Origin of the sequence: Halobacillus sp. BAB-2008 (assembly GCF_000328325.1) — a bacterium.
In the GTDB taxonomy this organism is placed as follows: Bacteria; Bacillota; Bacilli; order Bacillales; family Halobacillaceae; genus Halobacillus.
The window spans coordinates 17,826-36,422 of record NZ_ANPF01000081.1; the positions used below are offsets into that span (position 1 = coordinate 17,826).

23 protein-coding genes are annotated in these 18,597 nt (G+C 49.1%); 20 read left to right on the plus strand and 3 right to left on the minus strand.

From position 1 onward, the window contains the following. The first annotated feature begins 64 nt into the window (after window positions 1-64). Window positions 65-1,534, plus strand: coding sequence for a 6-phospho-beta-glucosidase (locus tag D479_RS16945; protein ID WP_008639423.1), 1,470 nt, complete (start codon window positions 65-67; stop codon window positions 1,532-1,534). Between the two features lie 135 nt (window positions 1,535-1,669). Next, entirely contained in the window at window positions 1,670-1,825 is a 156-nt protein-coding gene (locus D479_RS20850; protein WP_008639424.1) for a hypothetical protein, read from the plus strand. Between the two features lie 352 nt (window positions 1,826-2,177). Here the strand turns inward: D479_RS20850 and D479_RS16950 are convergent, their stop codons facing one another. Then, entirely contained in the window at window positions 2,178-3,569 is a 1,392-nt protein-coding gene (locus tag D479_RS16950; protein ID WP_008639426.1) for an MBL fold metallo-hydrolase, read from the minus strand. 142 nt (window positions 3,570-3,711) lie between these two features. On the opposite strand from D479_RS16950, the gene D479_RS16955 reads away from it, so the two are divergent. The 10 genes from D479_RS16955 (at window position 3,712) to D479_RS16995 (ending at window position 10,061) form a co-directional block, all read left to right on the plus strand. Further along, window positions 3,712-4,374: a peroxiredoxin gene (locus D479_RS16955; RefSeq protein WP_008639427.1), complete on the plus strand. Its 663-nt coding sequence runs from the start codon at window positions 3,712-3,714 to the stop codon at window positions 4,372-4,374. Between the two features lie 278 nt (window positions 4,375-4,652). Next, window positions 4,653-4,958, plus strand: coding sequence for a hypothetical protein (locus tag D479_RS16960; protein ID WP_008639430.1), 306 nt, complete (start codon window positions 4,653-4,655; stop codon window positions 4,956-4,958). A 79-nt stretch (window positions 4,959-5,037) separates the two neighbouring features. Then, a complete protein-coding gene (locus tag D479_RS21090; RefSeq protein WP_241210943.1) occupies window positions 5,038-5,415 on the plus strand; it encodes a nucleotidyltransferase domain-containing protein in 378 nt (125 codons plus the stop codon). Continuing rightward, window positions 5,385-5,855 (plus strand): hypothetical protein, encoded by a 471-nt coding sequence (locus D479_RS21095; RefSeq protein WP_241210944.1) that lies wholly within the window; start codon window positions 5,385-5,387, stop codon window positions 5,853-5,855. The genes D479_RS21090 and D479_RS21095 overlap by 31 nt, the downstream gene beginning before the upstream one ends. A gap of 176 nt (window positions 5,856-6,031) precedes the next feature. Next, complete coding sequence (locus D479_RS16970) at window positions 6,032-6,889, plus strand: GRP family sugar transporter (protein ID WP_008639431.1); 858 nt, start codon at window positions 6,032-6,034, stop codon at window positions 6,887-6,889. A gap of 13 nt (window positions 6,890-6,902) precedes the next feature. Next, window positions 6,903-7,688: a glucose-1-dehydrogenase gene (locus D479_RS16975; RefSeq protein ID WP_008639432.1), complete on the plus strand. Its 786-nt coding sequence runs from the start codon at window positions 6,903-6,905 to the stop codon at window positions 7,686-7,688. 187 nt (window positions 7,689-7,875) lie between these two features. Next, window positions 7,876-8,256 carry a VOC family protein gene (locus D479_RS16980; RefSeq protein WP_008639433.1) on the plus strand — a complete coding sequence of 127 codons (381 nt, stop codon included), beginning with the start codon at window positions 7,876-7,878 and terminating at the stop codon, window positions 8,254-8,256. 99 nt (window positions 8,257-8,355) lie between these two features. Then, window positions 8,356-8,973 carry an HAD family hydrolase gene (locus D479_RS16985; protein WP_008639434.1) on the plus strand — a complete coding sequence of 206 codons (618 nt, stop codon included), beginning with the start codon at window positions 8,356-8,358 and terminating at the stop codon, window positions 8,971-8,973. A 31-nt stretch (window positions 8,974-9,004) separates the two neighbouring features. Next, the gene (locus D479_RS16990) at window positions 9,005-9,328 is read left to right on the plus strand and encodes a hypothetical protein (protein ID WP_008639435.1); all 324 of its coding nucleotides are present in this window, start codon (window positions 9,005-9,007) and stop codon (window positions 9,326-9,328) included. Window positions 9,329-9,638: 310 nt separating this feature from the next. Next, window positions 9,639-10,061, plus strand: coding sequence for a VOC family protein (locus D479_RS16995; RefSeq protein WP_008639436.1), 423 nt, complete (start codon window positions 9,639-9,641; stop codon window positions 10,059-10,061). 44 nt (window positions 10,062-10,105) lie between these two features. Here the strand turns inward: D479_RS16995 and D479_RS17000 are convergent, their stop codons facing one another. Continuing rightward, complete coding sequence (locus tag D479_RS17000; protein WP_008639437.1) at window positions 10,106-10,297, minus strand: CsbD family protein; 192 nt, start codon at window positions 10,295-10,297, stop codon at window positions 10,106-10,108. Window positions 10,298-10,653: 356 nt separating this feature from the next. Between D479_RS17000 and abc-f the strand changes: the two genes are divergently transcribed. Further along, a complete protein-coding gene (gene abc-f, locus D479_RS17005; RefSeq protein ID WP_039871706.1) occupies window positions 10,654-12,309 on the plus strand; it encodes a ribosomal protection-like ABC-F family protein in 1,656 nt (551 codons plus the stop codon). A gap of 2 nt (window positions 12,310-12,311) precedes the next feature. On the opposite strand, the gene D479_RS17010 is transcribed toward abc-f, so the two are convergent. Next, window positions 12,312-12,563, minus strand: a complete 252-nt coding sequence (locus tag D479_RS17010) for a hypothetical protein (RefSeq protein WP_008639444.1) — start codon at window positions 12,561-12,563, stop codon at window positions 12,312-12,314. Between the two features lie 206 nt (window positions 12,564-12,769). On the opposite strand from D479_RS17010, the gene D479_RS17015 reads away from it, so the two are divergent. From D479_RS17015 to D479_RS17040, 7 genes are all read left to right on the plus strand, one after another. Further along, window positions 12,770-13,492 (plus strand): nucleotidyltransferase domain-containing protein, encoded by a 723-nt coding sequence (locus D479_RS17015; protein ID WP_008639446.1) that lies wholly within the window; start codon window positions 12,770-12,772, stop codon window positions 13,490-13,492. 226 nt (window positions 13,493-13,718) lie between these two features. Then, complete coding sequence (locus tag D479_RS17020) at window positions 13,719-15,221, plus strand: amidase (protein WP_008639448.1); 1,503 nt, start codon at window positions 13,719-13,721, stop codon at window positions 15,219-15,221. A 150-nt stretch (window positions 15,222-15,371) separates the two neighbouring features. Beyond that, a complete protein-coding gene (locus D479_RS17025) occupies window positions 15,372-16,310 on the plus strand; it encodes an AraC family transcriptional regulator (RefSeq protein WP_008639449.1) in 939 nt (312 codons plus the stop codon). A 96-nt stretch (window positions 16,311-16,406) separates the two neighbouring features. Continuing rightward, window positions 16,407-16,814, plus strand: a complete 408-nt coding sequence (locus D479_RS21240; protein ID WP_051989407.1) for an FAD-dependent monooxygenase — start codon at window positions 16,407-16,409, stop codon at window positions 16,812-16,814. Next, window positions 16,757-17,542 (plus strand): FAD-dependent monooxygenase, encoded by a 786-nt coding sequence (locus tag D479_RS17030; protein WP_081594856.1) that lies wholly within the window; start codon window positions 16,757-16,759, stop codon window positions 17,540-17,542. Before D479_RS21240 ends, D479_RS17030 begins: the two co-directional genes overlap by 58 nt. Before the next feature lie 218 nt (window positions 17,543-17,760). Next, on the plus strand, window positions 17,761-18,156 hold the full coding sequence (locus D479_RS17035; protein ID WP_152413421.1) for a hypothetical protein: 396 nt from the start codon (window positions 17,761-17,763) through the stop codon (window positions 18,154-18,156). A 16-nt stretch (window positions 18,157-18,172) separates the two neighbouring features. Further along, window positions 18,173-18,529 (plus strand): DUF4440 domain-containing protein, encoded by a 357-nt coding sequence (locus D479_RS17040; protein ID WP_008639454.1) that lies wholly within the window; start codon window positions 18,173-18,175, stop codon window positions 18,527-18,529. Window positions 18,530-18,597 lie beyond the last annotated feature (68 nt).

Here is an 18,597-nt window from a genome sequence, read left to right on the forward strand (position 1 = left end):
TCTCTCAACATACCAAATGTAAATGCGGCGGAAGCCGGTAAAAAATAATAAAGGGGTAAAGACAATGACAAAACAATCACAAGCATTTCCGGAAGGTTTCTTATGGGGTGGAGCGACAGCGGCCAATCAGATGGAGGGCGGCTTCGGAGAAGGAGAGAAAGGTCTGAATATCGCTGATGTTCTTCCCGGAGGAAAAAAGCGGCTTTCCATCTTAGCCGAGCCTGGGTTCAACTTTGAAATCGATAAAGAAACGTACACGTATCCGAACCATGAAGGCATCGATTTCTACCACCGGTATAAAGAAGATATCGCTCTTTTTGCCGAAATGGGATTCAAGGTCTTCCGGATGTCCATCGCCTGGACGAGAATTTTTCCGAAGGGGGACGAGAAGGATCCGAATGAAGCGGGACTCGCGTTCTATGACCGCGTGTTTGATGAGCTCCATAAGCACGGCATCGAGCCGGTCGTCACCATTTCACACTACGAAATGCCGGTCAACCTCGTCAAGGAGTACGGCGGCTGGCGGAGCCGGGAGGTCGTCACCTTCTTCGAGCGTTATGTCCATGCGATCTTCAATCGGTACAAAGGTAAGGTGAAGTACTGGATGACGTTCAATGAAATCAACAGCGGATTGATGATGCCGATTATGGGTCTCGGATTTTCTATTGAAAAGGAAGAAGACAAGTTCATGCCGACCTTCCAGGCTTTCCACCATCAGTTTGTCGCCTCAAGCCTTGCAGTCAAGGCGTGTCGTGAAATCATGCCGGAGGCGCAGATCGGCTGCATGATCATTTTTGCACCGGTGTATGCGTTTGACAGCAATCCGGAAAACCAGCTGCATGCCCTGCAGGAGGAGCGTTTGTTCAACTATTACTGTGCCGACGTCCAGGTACGCGGGGAATACTCGCCGTTCGTTAAACGCTATTTCGAACAGAACGGCATTGAACTAGATATCAAAGAAGGGGATCTCGAACTGCTGAAGGAACATACGGTCGATTACATCGGCTTCAGTTACTATATGTCGCGGACGGAGAAGAAGCATAAGTCTGCGGAGGATAATGTCCACGGCAACATACTTTCCGGGGTGAAGAATCCGTTCCTCGAAGCGAGCGACTGGGGATGGGAGATCGACCCGATCGGTCTGCGTGTCTCGTTGAATAAATTGTATGAACGGTATGAGGTGCCGTTGTTCATCGTAGAAAACGGACTTGGAGCCTACGATGAAATCGAAGCGGACGGATCGATTCAGGATGATTACCGGATCGATTACTTGAAGAAGCATGTGGAAGCGATGCGTGCGGCGGTCAACGAAGACGGTGTCGACTTGATGGGTTACACGAGCTGGGGATGTATCGATCTTGTCAGTGCATCGACAGGGGAAATGTCGAAGCGTTACGGCTATATCTATGTCGACAAACACGATGATGGAAGCGGGACGCTGGAGAGGCGCCGGAAGAAGTCCTTCTACTGGTACCAGAAGGTGATCGAAACAAACGGCGCGGAACTGTCTCTTTCCACACCCGTCGAATCATAAGAGGAAGGACACATCCAACCGGGTGTGTCCTTTTCACATGCGCCTATCGTTTTTATCCTTGCGTTTGCTTGTGGAGAACATTTCCAATCTGGTACACTTTAAGCAACCGCATCATTTGTGTCCGGAGGTGAGCCGATGTTGATGAAGCTTTGTTTTATGCTTTCCGCTTTATCCATCCCGTTGTCGATGACGGTGGATCAGGCAGGGTGGGGATTGATTGTTTCCTTGTTTTTCCTTTTGAGCGCAGCCTTCTTCAGTAAACCGAGGTTTGCGGATCATCCAAATGTATAGTGGATTCACAGCAAAACGCCTGTCAGGTCATTCCTGACAGGCGTTCAACTTGTTGAAGAAACACTTTTCATAAGGAGTGAGCGGGCTCCGTGGAATCGAGCGCTTTCCGTGGGGTGGCCGGTGAGCCTTCTCATCGCTTTGCTCTTCCGGGGTCTCACCTGTGCCACTATTCCCACAGGAGTCTGCTCGATTCCCCTCCGCCCTTTGTCCAAATGTCTTTCTTTTGTTTTCTTCCAATCGTCTATAGTTTTTAATGGTTGATCGGAATGTTTATGCTTTCCGTCCATAGCGAAGGGTTTCTCGACACCCTGAAACGCCTGTCAGGTCATCCTTGACAGGCGTTTCCTTTTGATCAAGTGACTGGCAGGTTCTCCTTCTTCCATTGGTGGAAGCCGCCTGTAACGTTAATGACTTCATACCCTTTGTTCAAGAGGATGCTTGCTGCAACAGCGGATCGTTTTCCCGAGGCGCAGTGGACGGCCACTTTATTTCCGGGAAGGTGCAGTTCTGTTTCCGGCAGCTGCGGAAGAGGAACGTGCTCGGCGCCTGGAATATGGCTTTCGTTCCATTCATGGTCGTAGCGGACGTCCAGAACCGGGATATCTCTTTTTGCCACTTCCTTCGGTAATTCGTTCGTATAGGAGCGGGGTGCTTCGGTTTTAGAAAGGGCAGACAGGGAAAACAGCCCTTTCAGGCGGTCCATCCCCATACTTGAAAGAACGCTCCGGATTTCCTGGAATTGAGGAGGGTCGGCGATGATGTAGATGTCTTTCTCATAATCGGCAAGTCTTCCCATCCATTCGGCGAAAACGTCCGGGAACGGCAGGTTGATCGTGCCGGGAAGGTGTCGGTTGGCATAATCGAAGGCGTTCCGTGTGTCGATGACCATCGCATTCCTGGACGCAGCGAGCCTTGCCATGTCTTCCGCTTTTCTTTCCATTTCTACGCTGGGGTTCACGTCGGACAGAGGTGTCATGCCGGTCGGGTTGACTTGTTTCATTTTCGTAAAGTAGGCGGGCGGTTCCGTCTGCCCCTCAAGGAGGAAGGAGAGGAATGCTTCTTCCTCTTCGAATTGGAAGGCAGGATTGTATAACTTCTCATATCCGACGGTGCTTGTCGGCACAGCTCCGAGCGACTTCCCGCAGGCGCTTCCTGCTCCGTGGCCCGGCCATATTTGAATATAGTCTTCATAGTTCTTGAAAGCTTCGAGGGACCGGAACATCTGCCTCGCTCCATTTTCCGTCGAGTTCTTGACACCGGCCGACTTCTCAAGTAAGTCCGGTCTGCCGACATCACCCACGAATACGAAGTCGCCTGTGAATACACCGATCGGCTTGTCCGCTGCGGCACCGTCGGTCAATTCAAAAGACATGTGCTCCGGCGTATGACCCGGTGTATGGATTGCTTTTATCTGTACATTCCCGAGAGTGATGGTTTCCCCATCTTTTAATCCGTGCGTTGGTAACGAGGAAGGAAGCTCGTAGCCGCCGTTATCGGCTCCTTCCGTGGAGTGATAGATGGTCGCTCCTGTCCTTCGTGCAAGTTCCGTCACTCCGGAAACGAAGTCGGCATGGATATGGGTTTCAAACGCCTTCGTCAGGGTGTAGCCCTCCCGGCGTGCCGTCTCCAAATATACGTTAATGTTTCTGGATGGATCAATGATGGCAGCTTCCCCGGAAGCCTGGCAGCCGACCATATAAGAAGCCTGGGCCAGATGGCGATCATAGAAATACTTCAAATACATACATAGTCCTCCTAACGAATTGGAAATTTATAGGTATACTCATACTATATACCCGTTTAGGTATAAAGTGAATCGGTTATTTACAAAATGTATCCGTTATCAAACGGACGGAACTATCTATCTTATTGGAGGAGGAATAGAAATGGAACGAGAACAAATGGAGCAGGAAGAAACGTATCACCTGCCGAGGATCGGCGAGAAAGCACCAGACTTCAAGGCGCAGACGACACACGGGGAGCTGTCCTTAGGCGACTTCGCCGGAAAATGGTTGATCCTGTTTTCCCATCCATCTGACTTTACCCCGGTGTGCACGACAGAATTCGTCGCGTTCCAATCGATTTATGGTTCTCTAAGGGACAAGGGAGTAGAGCTTCTCGGGCTGAGCGTCGACAGTGTTTCCTCCCACATCGCATGGATTCAGAATATAGAAAAGAACTTCGACACGACGATCGAATTTCCCGTCATTGCGGATCTTGATCAGTCGGTGGCACAGAAATTCGGAATGATCATGCCGGAAAGTGATGGAACCGAAACCTCCCGGGCGGTTTTTGTCATCGATGATCAGCAGATCGTCCGCTCTGTCATCTATTATCCGCTGACAACGGGGAGGAATATGCAGGAAATCGTCCGGCTCGTCGAAGCGCTGAAGGTCACGGATGAACACGGCGTGTCGACACCGGCGGACTGGCAGCAGGGGGATCAGGTCATCGCTTCTCCCCCGAAGACGACAAAGGCGGCGAAAGAACGCTTGAACGATCCGGATTATGATTGCGTGGACTGGTATTTCTGTAAACAAGATCTTTGAGGCAAGGGGCTGCTTAAGCAGCCTTTTTCATTTGGAGATTTATTATACTGGGGGGAGCGGAATATCTTGTCCGGCTGCATCCGATCTGATTTGCGATTCGGCGTTTATGGGTCGATAAAAATCCTTTTTTCAGCAGAATGAAGGTCTTGGAAGGAGGTACATCCGTTCATAAAGGAAGGTTGTCCTCGCTCAAAGAAGAACGACAGCTGAAGAGAGCTATCGGTTTTATTGCTTCCTGGATGGCTGTTTGTAATAATTGGAAGAGGAGGGGGGAGCGTATGAAAACGACTTCGGTATTTCTGGAAATGATCCGGCTGTTGATTCTGCTTTTCCTTATCGCCGGAATAGGGTTTACCGCGGTGAACGGAGTCTTCCGAAGCTTCGGGATCGACGTGGCAGAGACGCCGGGAGGCACAGCCTTACCCTTGTCGATGCTGATCCTGTACTTCGTCTTGTACCGGAACAAACTCCAGTTCACCGGTTATTATCAGGGGAAGGGGCGGATGAAGTTGAAGCGGCCGATTACCTTGTTACTCGTGAGTACTTCCATTTTCCTGATTGTCCTTGCACCTTTTCTCCACTGAGAAGGTGCTTTTTTTATTGCTTATTTATTGGAAAAAAGATACAATGGCGTAATATTTATCTTTAAAGGGGGAAACGCGGATGCGGCAGGAAGAAGCGGTGCAGGATATCACAGCAAGTCTGAAAAAAGATCCGGCTGTCCGGAGCATTTTTCTGAAAGGATCGATGGGGCGGAACGATCACGATGCCTACTCGGATATTGATTTGTACTGCATGGTCGAAGAAAAGGAGGAACAAGCGTTTTTGAAAAGGCGGATCGACCATTTGAAGGCGTATAAAGAACTGATTTTCACAGACGACATCTTCATCATCGCCCCGCAGATCATAGGTGTCTATGAGGATCATTTACATATCGACCTGTTTACCGTCACAGAAGCGACGTTTCAGAATAAGGATTACCCACGGTCTTATACGACCCGGATGGTATCATGGATCCATTTCGAACGGAAGGGAAGTTGACGCTTACCAAAACCGCTTTAACGGAACATATGCTGGATGTGTCCTGGTTCTTATTTCAATATTGGAAAGCAGCCGCGCGAGGCAGTGCCGTATGGGCGGTGGAAATGCTCCGGCACGTCATGAGAAACCTTGCGAACGTGCTGCTTTATAAATATGAACCGGATCGTTCCGTGCTAGGATTGAAGGCATTACCGAAACATCTGCCGGAGGATAAGCGTTTCCGCATCGAAGCCATTTATGAATGGATGACACCATCCCTTCACCGGAAAGCGGCGCGGGAGATTTTGCTGCTTCTAAAGGAAGAAGGCGATTGGATCCGTCACGTATTTTCGGAAGAGGAGAAAGCGGTCGAATTCATGGAGAGCGTGGTAGTGCTGTTATCGGAAGAACCCGGGATAGAAAGGAACGGGGAGCTTCCCATTATACGCGGGAATAGATGAAGACCGAATCGGACGGAATAAGCGCACCGTCCGCCCATGGTATTGTAATGAAAGTTTTCGAATCGAACCTGTCTCCTGTCTGTTGAAAACAGACACGCCATCTCCCGCTCTTCCTTTTCTAACTGCATAAAAAAAGCAGCGAGGTGTGAGAATAACAGGGAAAAGGCGGTGAAGACATGGACATTATCATAGCTCTGATCCCTGCGTTGATGTGGGGAAGTATTCTGCTTGTTGCAAGCAAGCTTGGGGGAGGCCCTGAAGAACAGGTGGTCGGAACGACGTTCGGAGCGCTGGTATTCGCGATCGGAGCGCTCTTCTTCATTTCTCCGGACTATACGGGAACAGCCATCATTATCAGCTTTATATCCGGTCTTCTTTGGTCGCTTGGCCAGATGAATCAGTTCAAAGCCGTTACCCATCTCGGCGTATCAAAAACGCTCCCGATTTCGACAGGTCTCCAACTTGTCGGTACCTCGCTGTTCGGCGTCCTCGTCTTCGGGGAATGGTCGACGACGATGAAGTTGATTATCGGCATATCGGCACTCGTTCTGATCATTATCGGTGTCGTTTTCACTTCCTACCAGCAGAAAGAAGAGAACGATGATGGTGGAAAGAGCCCGCTTGCCAAAGGAGTCCCGATCCTGCTTATTTCGACCGTCGGCTATGTCGGCTACGTCGTCATCATCCGTTGGTTCTCCATCGACGGATGGACCGCCCTGCTTCCACAGGCGGTCGGTATGGTGATCGGCGCGGTGCTTTTAAGTATTAAAGAAAAACCGTACAGCAAATATACGATAAGGAACTTCATTCCAGGCCTGATGTGGGCGACAGGAAACCTGGCCCTGCTGCTTTCGATTCCGCGCGTCGGAACGGCGACGAGCTTTTCCTTGTCCCAGACAGGGATCATCATTTCAACCCTCGGCGGTATCTTCCTCCTCGGAGAGAAGAAAACGAAGCGCCAGATCGTCTTCGTCATCGTCGGCTGTGTGCTGATCATTATCGGTGGAGTCATGCTCGGCTTCACGAAAAAATAGGAGGGTGTCATCCATGTATGAAGATTTGCAGGGAAAAGTAGCCGTTGTCACAGGTGCGTCATCCGGACTCGGCAAAGCGATTGCTGTCCGGTTCGGACAAGAGAAAATGAACGTCATCGTCAATTACTTGAATAATCCGGACGAAGCGGAGGAGGTCGTCACCGCGATCAAACATGCAGGCGGAGACGCAGCCGCTGTCCAAGGGGACGTTTCCAAGGAAGCGGATGTCGCTGGGTTGATTGAGGCCGCCCATGACCGTTTCGGGACGCTGGATGTCATGATGAACAATGCCGGTATTCAGAAGGAAATCGAGTCCCATACGATGTCGCTTTCCGATTACGAAAAGGTGATATCGGTCAATTTGTCCGGCACCTTCCTTGGTTCCACAAAGGCGATCGCTTATATGCTCGATCACGGCATCAAGGGCTGTGTCATCAATATGTCGAGCGTCCATGAAGTGATTCCATGGCCGCATTTCGTTCATTATGCATCCAGTAAAGGCGGCATCAAGATGCTTACGCAGACGCTCGCCCTTGAGTATGCAGCGAAAGGAATCCGCGTCAACAATATCGGTCCCGGTGCCATTAATACACCGATCAATGCAGAGAAGTTCGCCGATGAGGAAGCAAAGCAGGAGGTCCTTTCCATGATTCCGATGAAGGAGATCGGTGAGCCGGAGCAGGTCGCTTCCATCGCTGCGTTCCTCGCTTCCGAGCAGGCAGGCTATGTTACAGGAACGACGCTGTTTGTTGACGGGGGAATGAAGCTCTATCCATCTTTCCGTGCCGGGAAGGGGTAAAAAGGAAAAGGATCGTCCTGTCGGGGCGGTCTTTTTGTCAGAGGATGATCAGGTAATCCGTTGCGGAGTCCACAGTCCGGTGAAAGCCTCCTATATTGTCATCGAGGATAGATGATCCTAAGGAAGGGGAAACGGCTTTCTTGTCGAATAGAATCCATAGCATCTATTTAATCAGGGAGGCGTTCTTATGTTCCAAAAGCTCGGACAGGTGATGGTGTATGTGGAAGATCAGGATAGGGCTGTCGATTTTTGGAAAGAGAAGCTGGGATTTCACGTACGTTCGGAGGAAAAGGAAAGCGGGATGCGCTGGATCGAGTTGGTGCCGGAAGAAACATCGGAAACAAGCATCGTTCTTCATGACAAAGCCTTTGTCCAAAAGATGGATCCGGAGATGAATCTCGGTACCCCGTCGCTGATGTTCTTCACGGACGACCTTGATCACCTGTACGGAACGATGCAGAAGCGTGGTGTAACGGTCGGGGATGTAGTCGACATGCCCGGCGGCCGCGTGTTCAACTTTGCAGATGACGAAGGACAGTATTTCGCAGTTATGGAACAGAAAAAGTAAGTCTATAGAAAAAGCCGGATCACTCCGGCTTTTTTTGTGTCGTACCTTTTTTCTGTGATACATTAAAAAGAGAAAGAGGATAGACAGGAGGCAGCATATATGGACAGCATTATTTTTGACTTGGACGGAACCATTTGGGATCCGATTGATACGGTGCTCGATGCTTGGAACAAAGCACTGGAGCAGGACGACAGGATCGATACGACATTCACCCGTGCCGACCTGGAAGGGGTTATGGGACTTCAGGTGAAGGAAATGAGTGCAAAACTTATGCCGGAGCTTAAGGAAGCCGATCGTCTGGACATCATGGACCGCTGCTTCGAGCTTGAAGAAGAGCAGATCCGGAAGCAGGGAGGAGCTCTTTTTCCGCAGGTGGAAGAAGTGTTGGATCGGCTTTCTGATACCTATGATCTGTTTATCGTCAGCAACTGCCAGGACGGCTACATCGAGTCCTTCTATGAATATCACAAACTCGAACGCTACTTTAAAGATTATGAAAATCCGGGCCGGACGGGGTTGTCAAAAGGCGAAAATATCAAGCTGGTGATCGACCGCAACAACCTTGATGACCCGGTGTACGTGGGGGATACGAACGGGGATGAGAAGGCGGCGTCGGATGCCGGCATCCCGTTTGTGTACGCGGCCTATGGTTTCGGTGAAGTCGAAGGATATGATAAGAAGATCGAAGCATTTAAGGATCTGGAACAGCTGTTCTAATATTTGTTTAAAGATAGGATGAATGTACGTTTTGTTTGTTATGTATCTCGGAATGTCTGCCGGTATGAACGTCATGACCGGTGTTCCTATAGCCATCGCTTTATTTGCCATCATCACAGCTAATGTAGCGGAACGTTCGATCATTACGAAGCGGTCGAATAAGTATCTGTTTCTCGGAGTCAGTATCATCTACAGCCTCGTTGTTCCTTTCATCGCAGAACCGGTGATGGTGGAGGCTTCCCACGGGGAATCTCCGGGGTACTTCCGCTTCCTGCTGTTTCTGATTGTGCTTGGTTTTGTATTTGTACAAATCATTGGATATGACCTGTTAAATCGCGTGACGGAAGACGAATGAGGCGTGAAAGAGGAAGGTGGACGTAAGAATTAAAGGCTGTCTATATGGACAGCCTTTTTTTCGTCAGGCGGTGATATCCTTTTCCTTCTCGTACGTGACGATGCTTGGAAGGAGAAACGAAATAAAGAAGAAATAAAGCACGAGAGCGGCTGTGAATACAGCAGAGGAATGGAGTAAGGGAACAAAATTCTACAAGATCGGGCAGGAATTGCATCGATACTTAGAGAAACAAGAACGTATATCCTGTGTGCGGAGGGGAGGTCGTTTTGTCAGCTGGTAAGAATCATCCTTTGTAATGGAGGGATTAAAGATGGCTTTACAGGCTAAACAGACGTATCTGAATCTACCTGTCAAAGATCTGGATAAATCCATGCGTTTCTTCAAGGAATTGGGGTTTGACTTTCATACCGATTATACGGACGACAAAGCAGCCTGTCTGATTATCAACGAACGGACGTTTCTCATGCTGTTGGTTAACGACATGTTTGATACGTTCACGAATAAGGAGCGGGCAGACACGGCGAAACAGACGGAAATGATCATCGCCGTTTCCACCGATTCGCGGAAACAGGTCGATGACATCGTGAACAAAGCGCTGGAAGCCGGCGGGAAACCATCGAATGAACCATTTGATCACGGGTTCATGTACGGGTGGAGCTTCCAGGACCTTGACGGTCACCTTTGGGAAGTGATGTACATGGAAGAGAACGCGAATGAAGAGGCCGCAGGGTAAGAAAAAAAGACGGAAGAGGCGTGCATTCCTCTTCCGTCTTTATGTTATCGATTGTGTTTTTCGTTGTCTTTCATATTGCCGATGCCTTCCTGCATGCTGCCTTTCGTTTTGTCTTTCTTGCCTTCGCGCTGCATTTTCGGGTCGTCTTTGGCATTACCTACCTGGTCTTTCACTTCCCCTTTGACTTTGTTGACAGCACCTTTCACTTTATCGCTGAGTCCTTTGTTATCTGCCATTTCGAACACTCCTTATGATAAAAGTGGTTGCAGAGTACTTGTACCCGCTGTGTACTTCCTGAAACATGGGAATGGTTTTGGAGGAAAGCTTTTACATGAAATGACGGCTGTGCTATAGTGGTTCTAACTTATGAAGAAGGGATGATGGGTGGCCGATGAAAAACTAATCTTATGTTCCAAAGTCTGAAATCGAAACATTTCATGCTTACGAATCTAGGATTAGTCTGCCCATTTTCCATAGCGACAGGAGCTGTTCCCACGGGAAGGCTTTGTTTGTTGTTGTTTTCGTGCGGCTAATCCTTCCAGGAATCTGGGAGGATTTTTTGTTCTCCTGGAAAAGAGAGGATCGGATGTTTATGAACGAACACGTGAGAATAAGGGACGTCGATGCGGCAACGAATGAGAAAGTGATTTTGAAGGGAGCGGCTGCGACCTGTCATAAGGGAGACGTCATCGGCATCATCGGGCCGAACGGCTGCGGGAAGTCGACGCTGCTCCGCTTGATTTCGGGATGTTTGAATCCAGGCAGAGGGCGGATAGAAATCCTAGGCCGTTCCGTGAGGCTGCTTGAACAAGAGGTGGAGACTTTTCCAACGGAACCAAAGCTGCCGGAGGAGAAGCGGCTGCGTAATAAGTGGCAGGTTCCAGACGGTACGTTCACTTCTCTCAGCGGCGGAGAAAAGTTGAAAGCGCGACTGGCCCGGGCTTTCGCTCAAGGATCTGATCTGCTCTTGTTGGATGAGCCGACAAATCACTTGGATGAAGCCGGTATGGAAGCGCTCCTTCAGGAAGTGAAGCGCTACAAGGGCACGATTCTGCTTGTTTCCCACGACCGTCGTTTTCTCGATGAAGCTGTTTCGAAAATCTGGTCGATCGAGAACAAAGGGATTGTCGAGAACGTCGGGAACTATTCGGCGTACATGGAGGTCCGGGAACAGCGGAAACGGACGGAGCAGCGGGCGGTCGCGAAACAACAGAAGATGGTCGAGCAGATCGAAGGCCAGATGAAGGAACTGGCATCGTGGTCGAAGAAAGCGCACGATGCCTCCACAAAGAAGGAAGGCTACAAAGAGTACTACCGGAAAAAGGCCAAGCGGACGGATAAACAGGTGAAATCGAAACAGAAGCGTTTGGAGAAGGAACTGGATAAGCATACGATCGACCGGTTAGAGGAGGAGAAAGACATCCGATTCTCCTTAAAGACGAAAGATAAAACGGGCAGACGTTTCGTGGAAGCGAAAGGGTTGACGAAGCGGTTCGGTGACCGGATATTGTTTGAGGATGTCCACTTTACCATTCAGCACGGGGAAAAAATCGGGCTCGCAGGGCCAAATGGCAGCGGGAAGACGACACTGTTGAACATCATCCTTGGCAGGGAGACAGCAGAAGGAGACGTGTGGATTTCGCCGGCTGCCAACGTCGGTGTTCTTACCCAGCAGGTTTTCGATTTACCATTGGACGAAACTCCCGCCCGCTACTTTTATCAGGAATCGTTTGAAGCGAGAGGGAAAGTGCGGACGTTGATGGATCAATTGGGCTTCACGGATGATCAGTGGAAAGAGAAGTTCAAGGATATGAGCATGGGGGAGCGTGTAAAGTGCAAACTGATGGTTCACTTACTGGATGGGAAAGATGTGCTCATCCTTGATGAACCGACGAACCACCTGGACCTCCCCTCCAGAGAACAGCTGGAGAAGACGCTCGCTCTTTATGAAGGGACGCTGATCGTCGTATCCCACGACCGCTATTTCATGGAGAAGACGACTGACACAACATGGTCGTTGGCAGGCCGTAAGATCAGAAAGGGAACCAGGGTAAAACCCGTGGAGGAATCAGAAGCGATGCGGATGCGTCTGGAAACGGAACGGCAGGAAGTGCTCGGGAAATTGAGCTTCCTCCTGCCGGGTGATGATGCGTATCAGGAACTGGACGCTAAGTTCAAGGAACTGACACGATTGATCCATCAACAGGAAAATAAAGGGAAGGGCGGAGAGCCCTTCCCTTTTTCGTAATCTTATTTCCTTAGAGTTGCCAAGATGGTCGCGGGGGATGTCGTAAACAGGATGTAGGTTTCCTTTGTCGTCTTCATAACGATTCTATCTGTCGTGGCAGATGGGAAACCGATGCGCACCGCGTCGGCGGGTCCTCCGCCGTACGTTTCATCCTGATAGATGTCAAGAATGTCTTCAGCAGGTATGTCCACCTTGAAAAACTGCCAGCGGATTTTGATGGTCCTTCCTGTATGTTTCACACGTACCTCGAACATGTCCTGCCTCCTTTTTCATAAACGGACTTCGCTCCTCTTTACGATGGTAGGAACGATTTCGTTTCAGAAGAATTCGGGTCTGTTTAGGAAAGCATCAATTTAATGGAAAATAGCGCTGCCGAATGACACGGTCCAAATCGTTAGAAAATGATAGCTGGGGATGCGGTTTTGTGGCATGATGGATAAAAAGTAGAGGAGAGATAGGAATGGCTTTGTCTAAAAGATTGGAGCCGCTTGAGGCTGTGAAACGGATAATAGACGAGAGGTTCCCCGCCTGTGATGCGGCGATCGTTGCCGGGAGTGTCATCCGAGGGGAAGGGACGGCGACGTCGGACCTTGATATCGTCCTGTTTGAGCGGGAAAGACAGGCCTCTTATCGCACATCCTTCTTTGCATACGGATGGCCGATGGAAGTGTTCGTGCACAGTTTCCTTTCTTATGAAAATTATTTCGAAAGCGACAGGGAAAGAGGACAGCCGAGCCTGCAGCAAATGGTTTCGGAAGGGACGATCGTGCGGGATGCTCCTGAACTAAAACGTATCCGGGAGGAAGCGAAACAGGTGCTCTTGGAAGGACCGGACCTGTGGAGTGAATCGATAATCAGGGAGAAGCGATATTTTATTACCGATCTGCTGGAAGACTTCATAGGGTGTTCCTCCAGGGACGAAGGAATATTCATTGCCGGATCCTTGGCAGAGCGGACGGGAGATTTTATTTTACGGACGAATAAGTGCTGGAGCGGGTCTTCCAAGTGGCTGCTGCGGGCTCTTAAGAGACATGACCCAACCATAGCTGGACAATTTAGTGACGCCTTTGACCGCTATTATCGGAATGGAGAAAAAGAATCAGTCATTCAATTGGTGGATGAAGCGATGGTTCCGCACGGCGGAAGGTTGTTCGAAGGCTTTTCGATTGGGAAAGACACATGAATAGGATAAGAATGGAGACAGCAGGGAATGATCACTGGTGTCTTTTTTTGTATAAAATATTTTGAAAATTATAACAAATTATCGTATGATAGAGTTTACCTTCTTATTCGATTGGAAGGAAGTGGTTATCTCAGTCGCTGTTCACTATAGTGGGAACGATTTCAGTAAGTCTGATGGAAAGCCTTTCGGGAGGACAAACCATAAAATTAAAAGGTGGAGATGGGATATGAGTTTTCAAATCGAGGAAGCTACGATTGCATCGATCCATACAGCCATGATGAACAAGGAATTGACGTGCAGGGAGCTTGTTGAGATGTATGTGCAGCGAATTCACGATTATGACCAGAACGGCCCGGAAATCAACGCCATAGTCGACGTGAACATGAAGGTGATGGAGGAAGCTGATGAACTCGACACCTACCTTGCCGCTGCCGGTAAATTGAAGGGGCCGCTGCACGGGATCCCCATTCTCGTCAAAGACCAGATTGATACCAAAGGCATCCGTACGACCTATGGATCTGAAGTGTTCGATGAGCATATCCCTGATGAGGATGCCGAGATTATTAAGAAGCTGAAGCAGGACGGGGCTATTGTATTGGCGAAAACCCTGCTGCCTGATTTCGCCGCTTCCTTCTTCGCTTGTTCTTCCTCCGGCGGGGAAACGAAGAACCCGTATGCACTGGACAGGGATGCGGGTGGGTCGAGCAGCGGCAGTGCCGCCGGTGTTGCCGCGAATTTCGGGGCGGTAGCGATAGGGGAAGACACGGCGGGATCGATTCGTCTTCCTGCTTCCTTCAATAATATATTCGGTGTACGCGTAACGACAGGACTGATCAGCCGTCATGGATTATCGTCCCTGGTCCACTTCCAAGATACACCCGGGCCGATGACGCGGACGGTAAAAGATGCCGCCATCCTGCTCGATACAATGGTCGGGTATGATCCGAAAGATCCTTACACCACTGCTGTTCTTCAGGCAAAGGATGCAGGTACCTACACCGAGCAGCTATCGGCGGAAGGATTGAACGGAGCCCGCATTGGAATATTACGGGAAGCGTTTGGGCCGGAAGGAAACCCGGATTGTGCGGCAGTAAACGAGGTAGCAGTCGCTGCCATTGCTGCTATGGAAGAAAACGGAGCGGAAGTGATTGATCCTGTATCCATCCCTGATTTGGAGAAGTATACGATGGAAACGGCACTGTATCATATTCAGTCCAAATATGATATTAATCAATTTTTGGAGACGAAAGGCGAAGTTACTTTGGAGGAGATTTATGAAAAAGGTCAATATCACCGGCTGCTTGATTTATTCCATGCGGTCATGACAGGGCCGGATCGTCCTGAAGAAAATCCGCTGTATTATAAGCAGCGTCACTTACAGGAAGTTTTCAGGCGAGAGATCGAGAACGTGCTCGCTCTTCATGATTTGGATGCGCTTGCTTTCCCGGATGTCCAAGTACTACCGCCGACGAGAGATGAGTTGGACAGTGGCAAGTGGATGAAAGAAATATTCCCTACCAACACCCTCATTTCCTCTCAGACCGGTCTTCCATCCTTGTCTATGCCAGCTGGTTTCACACAGGACGGCATTCCTGTAGGCATCCAACTTCTGGGACGGTCCTACGATGAAGCTACGTTATTAACGCTCGCCTATGGGTATGAACAAAAAGTCAGACCGAGGAAATCTCCGGCACTGGATCTTGTTTCTATGGATGAAAAGCAGGTATAAAGCCTGCTTTTTTTGTTTTCAGAATGAATTCGTTTACCGATCTGCTTTCGTTCCCCCCTCTTTCCTGCCCTCCTGATTGTTTGGACATATTACTTACATAGAAGCCGGGATGTTTTTATAATGGAGGTTTAAAGGTTTAGGAGGGGTAAGATGGAGTACCCGTACGAGCAGGTGATGATGGAAAGAGAAACACAAATTTTCATGCTTATGCCTTCCGTGGAATACATATCGATGCATTGGCATGATCGACTGGAACTAATATTGGTGTTGGATGGGAACGTGCGTCTTACCGTCGAGAAGGATGTCTACGATTTGCAGACGCTTGACCTGGTAGTTGTCAACGCTGATGAAATCCATGGAGTAGAAGCACGAGGACATAACCGCCTGATCATTATGCAGATACCTGTGAAATTCTTGGAATCTGTGGACCCGGACGCTGCAAAGGAATGTTTTATGCGGTTCCTTTCAGCAGAAGGGGATGTAACGAGCGCGGACAAAATAAGAAAGAGAATGATTGAAATGTTGATTCTGGCTGATAAGAATAAACCGTTTGATCATATTAAGATTCATTCCTTATGTTTGGATATACTCTACCTATTGTTGAAGGGTTTCAGGACGTCATCGAATAGAGGATGCTTCGGGAAAAAGAAAAACGATCGTTCACGTCTTAACCGTATGATTCAATATATCCAGGACCACTTTTCCTATCCGATTACATTAGCAGATCTTGCGAAACAGGAAGGGCTGAGCCGGTCTTATGTGTCCAGATATTTTCGCAAGCACATGGGGATATCATTCATGTCCTATTTGAAGGGAGTGCGCTTGGAACATGCATTGCGCATGCTGATCGGGTCGGATTGGTCTATCACAGATATTGCACTCCAATCCGGTTTCTCGAATCTGACCACTTTCCATAATCTGTTCAAAACTACCTTCCATAAAACTCCCCACCAATATCGTAAACAAGCCCGGTCACATCAACCTCCGAAGGTTCAACAAAGCGGTGGCCGGATGTACCATTATGAGGAACAGGTGGATATAGACGTATTGGAAAAGGTATATGCACAACTGGCAAATGACAAGGATTGATAGGGTTTATGTCACGAAACGGGATGTTTCCACAAGAGGTCCAGTATACAATATAGAAGGTGTTCAAACGAAGATTAGTAGGAAGAAGGTCATTCTATGTCACAATTACCAATTACGCGTGTTCTTATAGTCGGCGGAGGCATCGGTGGACTGGCGACGGCCATCGCCCTCGGAAAACTGGGGATAAAAACAGAAATAGCCGAAGTGAAACAAGATTGGCAGGTGTATGGAGTCGGTATTTTCCAGCCGCCGAATGCACTCCGTGCGTTAAATGAATTAAATGTAGCGAAACGGTGTCTGGAAGAAGGTTATTCATTTGAAGGAATGGCCTACTGCGATGCGGAAGGAAACCGATTCGCAGAACCGGAATCTCCTAAAATTGCAGGGTACCCCGGTCTGAATGTCATCTCCAGAAAAAACTCCATGATCTTCTTCTTGAAGAGGCATTGTCTTACGACACGACAATGCGAATGGGGACAACAGTTGAATCTTTCAACCATATAGAGCAAGGGGTATCTGTACAGCTTTCGGACGGGACTGTACAAACCTATGATCTCGTCATTGGCGCAGACGGAGCGAATTCCAGAATGAGAGACTTGTTATTCGGACCGATCGAAAAGTCTTACGTCGGTCAGGCTGTATGGAGATACAAACTGCCTCGATTGGAAGGTGTGGAAACGAGTATCCTGTATTATGGTGAAAAGGCAAAAGCCGGCTTGGTTCCGATGTCGGAACAGGAAATGTACCTGTTACTAACGACGTCTGAACCAGGGAATCCGAGAATGCCGGAAGATCGCCTTCATGAGTTATTATTGGACAGGATCGATGGTTTCGGTGGACAAGTGGCTGCCATCAAGCCATGGATTACCGATCCTGATGCTGTCGTTTACCGTCCAATCTTTGATCATATGCTGCAAAGTCCGTGGTATGAAGGCTCTGTCCTATTAATAGGAGATGCTGCTCACTGTACGACTCCTCATCTTGGTCAAGGGGCAGCGCTCGCAGTCGAGGATGCCGTCGTCTTAGCGGAGTTGATCAAGGAGCATGAGGATGTTCATACCATCATGCAGGCGTTTATGAATCGCAGGTATGATCGCTCGCGCTATCTTTTGGACCACTCTCATCAGCTGGCGGAGTGGGAATTGATGGAATGGGCGGGGACACTTCCAGAACATACGGATGTGGCCGCTTATTCTTATGAAACGTTGAAGAAGATGAATGAAGCTATTTAACTCTGCGCACCCCTGAAGCAGGCAGCCTCCTGGTTCAGGGGTGCTTTTATCTGCTCCCATTCCGTTCACGCTGTGTTATATTGAGAGTATCACAGTAGTGGATTTTTATGTAAATTCAAGGTGACGTCACTGATTATTTCGGCGAAAGCTATTATCTTCAACCGACCAATATCATAGGATGGTAGAAAGCAATGATAATGGAGAGGCAGGGGATCTGTTTGAAAAAGTATGTGTGGATCGGCATCGGGTTACTTGCGGCCGTTGGGTTAAGCTTATTCGGCTATTTTGCCGTCGCCGGATCCGAAGCGGAACCGGCACCTGTCAAATGGGAAGGGGAAGTGACGCAGGAAGAGAAGGAGAAGGTAGGGAAGGTGATCGATGACGTTCTCCAAAAAGATTTTTCTGAGAATATTGAGTGGATCACATATCAGCCTGATCAGGAGGCGCTTGTCGTACAAACGACTTTTCAAAAGTCGGACGTGCAGGAAGCATTGGCATTCGATGAAGCGGTCCTTAAGAAAGCAGGAGACAAAAAGAAGGGGCGGTCGTATCAGCTCATTTTGAATTACGACAACGGCGTCCCTTTCTCGACAGCTGTCATCCATAAGGACTGAGAAAAGGGGGAAGGGCATGGAAACAGCTTTAGAAAAGCATTTGTATCAGCTGGAAACCAAACTGCTGGAGGGAGAGGTGCGGAAATCGGCCACATCTCTAAACGAGCTGCTGGCGGATGATTTCCTGGAATTTTCGAGCACAGGAAAAGCGTACGGGAAAGAGCACGTTCTTAAGCGGCTCCCTGGTGAAGACGATCCCGGCTTCCTGCTTGATGATTTTCACTGCACGCCGCTTTCGCCGGAAAGCGCGATGACCTCTTTTCGTATATACATCCAAAAAACGGACAAACACTCCCTGCGGACCTCGGTATGGAAACGGACAGACGGGAAGTGGCAGATGACGTTCCATCAGGGGACAATGATCGGAGATTAGATGTGCGCCTCTCTTTGGAGAGGCGTTTTATGCTATTGCCAGGGAGCATAGGGAAGTTCCCCTAATGC

Coding starts and splice junctions, on each gene's coding strand:
- D479_RS16945 (WP_008639423.1), top strand. CDS start 65: ATGACAAAACAATCACAAGCATTTCCGGAAGGTTTCTTATGGGGTGGA.
- D479_RS20850 (WP_008639424.1), top strand. CDS start 1,670: ATGTTGATGAAGCTTTGTTTTATGCTTTCCGCTTTATCCATCCCGTTG.
- D479_RS16950 (WP_008639426.1), bottom strand. CDS start 3,569: ATGTATTTGAAGTATTTCTATGATCGCCATCTGGCCCAGGCTTCTTAT.
- D479_RS16955 (WP_008639427.1), top strand. CDS start 3,712: ATGGAACGAGAACAAATGGAGCAGGAAGAAACGTATCACCTGCCGAGG.
- D479_RS16960 (WP_008639430.1), top strand. CDS start 4,653: ATGAAAACGACTTCGGTATTTCTGGAAATGATCCGGCTGTTGATTCTG.
- D479_RS21090 (WP_241210943.1), top strand. CDS start 5,038: ATGCGGCAGGAAGAAGCGGTGCAGGATATCACAGCAAGTCTGAAAAAA.
- D479_RS21095 (WP_241210944.1), top strand. CDS start 5,385: ATGGATCCATTTCGAACGGAAGGGAAGTTGACGCTTACCAAAACCGCT.
- D479_RS16970 (WP_008639431.1), top strand. CDS start 6,032: ATGGACATTATCATAGCTCTGATCCCTGCGTTGATGTGGGGAAGTATT.
- D479_RS16975 (WP_008639432.1), top strand. CDS start 6,903: ATGTATGAAGATTTGCAGGGAAAAGTAGCCGTTGTCACAGGTGCGTCA.
- D479_RS16980 (WP_008639433.1), top strand. CDS start 7,876: ATGTTCCAAAAGCTCGGACAGGTGATGGTGTATGTGGAAGATCAGGAT.
- D479_RS16985 (WP_008639434.1), top strand. CDS start 8,356: ATGGACAGCATTATTTTTGACTTGGACGGAACCATTTGGGATCCGATT.
- D479_RS16995 (WP_008639436.1), top strand. CDS start 9,639: ATGGCTTTACAGGCTAAACAGACGTATCTGAATCTACCTGTCAAAGAT.
- D479_RS17000 (WP_008639437.1), bottom strand. CDS start 10,297: ATGGCAGATAACAAAGGACTCAGCGATAAAGTGAAAGGTGCTGTCAAC.
- abc-f (WP_039871706.1), top strand. CDS start 10,654: ATGAACGAACACGTGAGAATAAGGGACGTCGATGCGGCAACGAATGAG.
- D479_RS17010 (WP_008639444.1), bottom strand. CDS start 12,563: ATGTTCGAGGTACGTGTGAAACATACAGGAAGGACCATCAAAATCCGC.
- D479_RS17015 (WP_008639446.1), top strand. CDS start 12,770: ATGGCTTTGTCTAAAAGATTGGAGCCGCTTGAGGCTGTGAAACGGATA.
- D479_RS17020 (WP_008639448.1), top strand. CDS start 13,719: ATGAGTTTTCAAATCGAGGAAGCTACGATTGCATCGATCCATACAGCC.
- D479_RS17025 (WP_008639449.1), top strand. CDS start 15,372: ATGGAGTACCCGTACGAGCAGGTGATGATGGAAAGAGAAACACAAATT.
- D479_RS21240 (WP_051989407.1), top strand. CDS start 16,407: ATGTCACAATTACCAATTACGCGTGTTCTTATAGTCGGCGGAGGCATC.
- D479_RS17040 (WP_008639454.1), top strand. CDS start 18,173: ATGGAAACAGCTTTAGAAAAGCATTTGTATCAGCTGGAAACCAAACTG.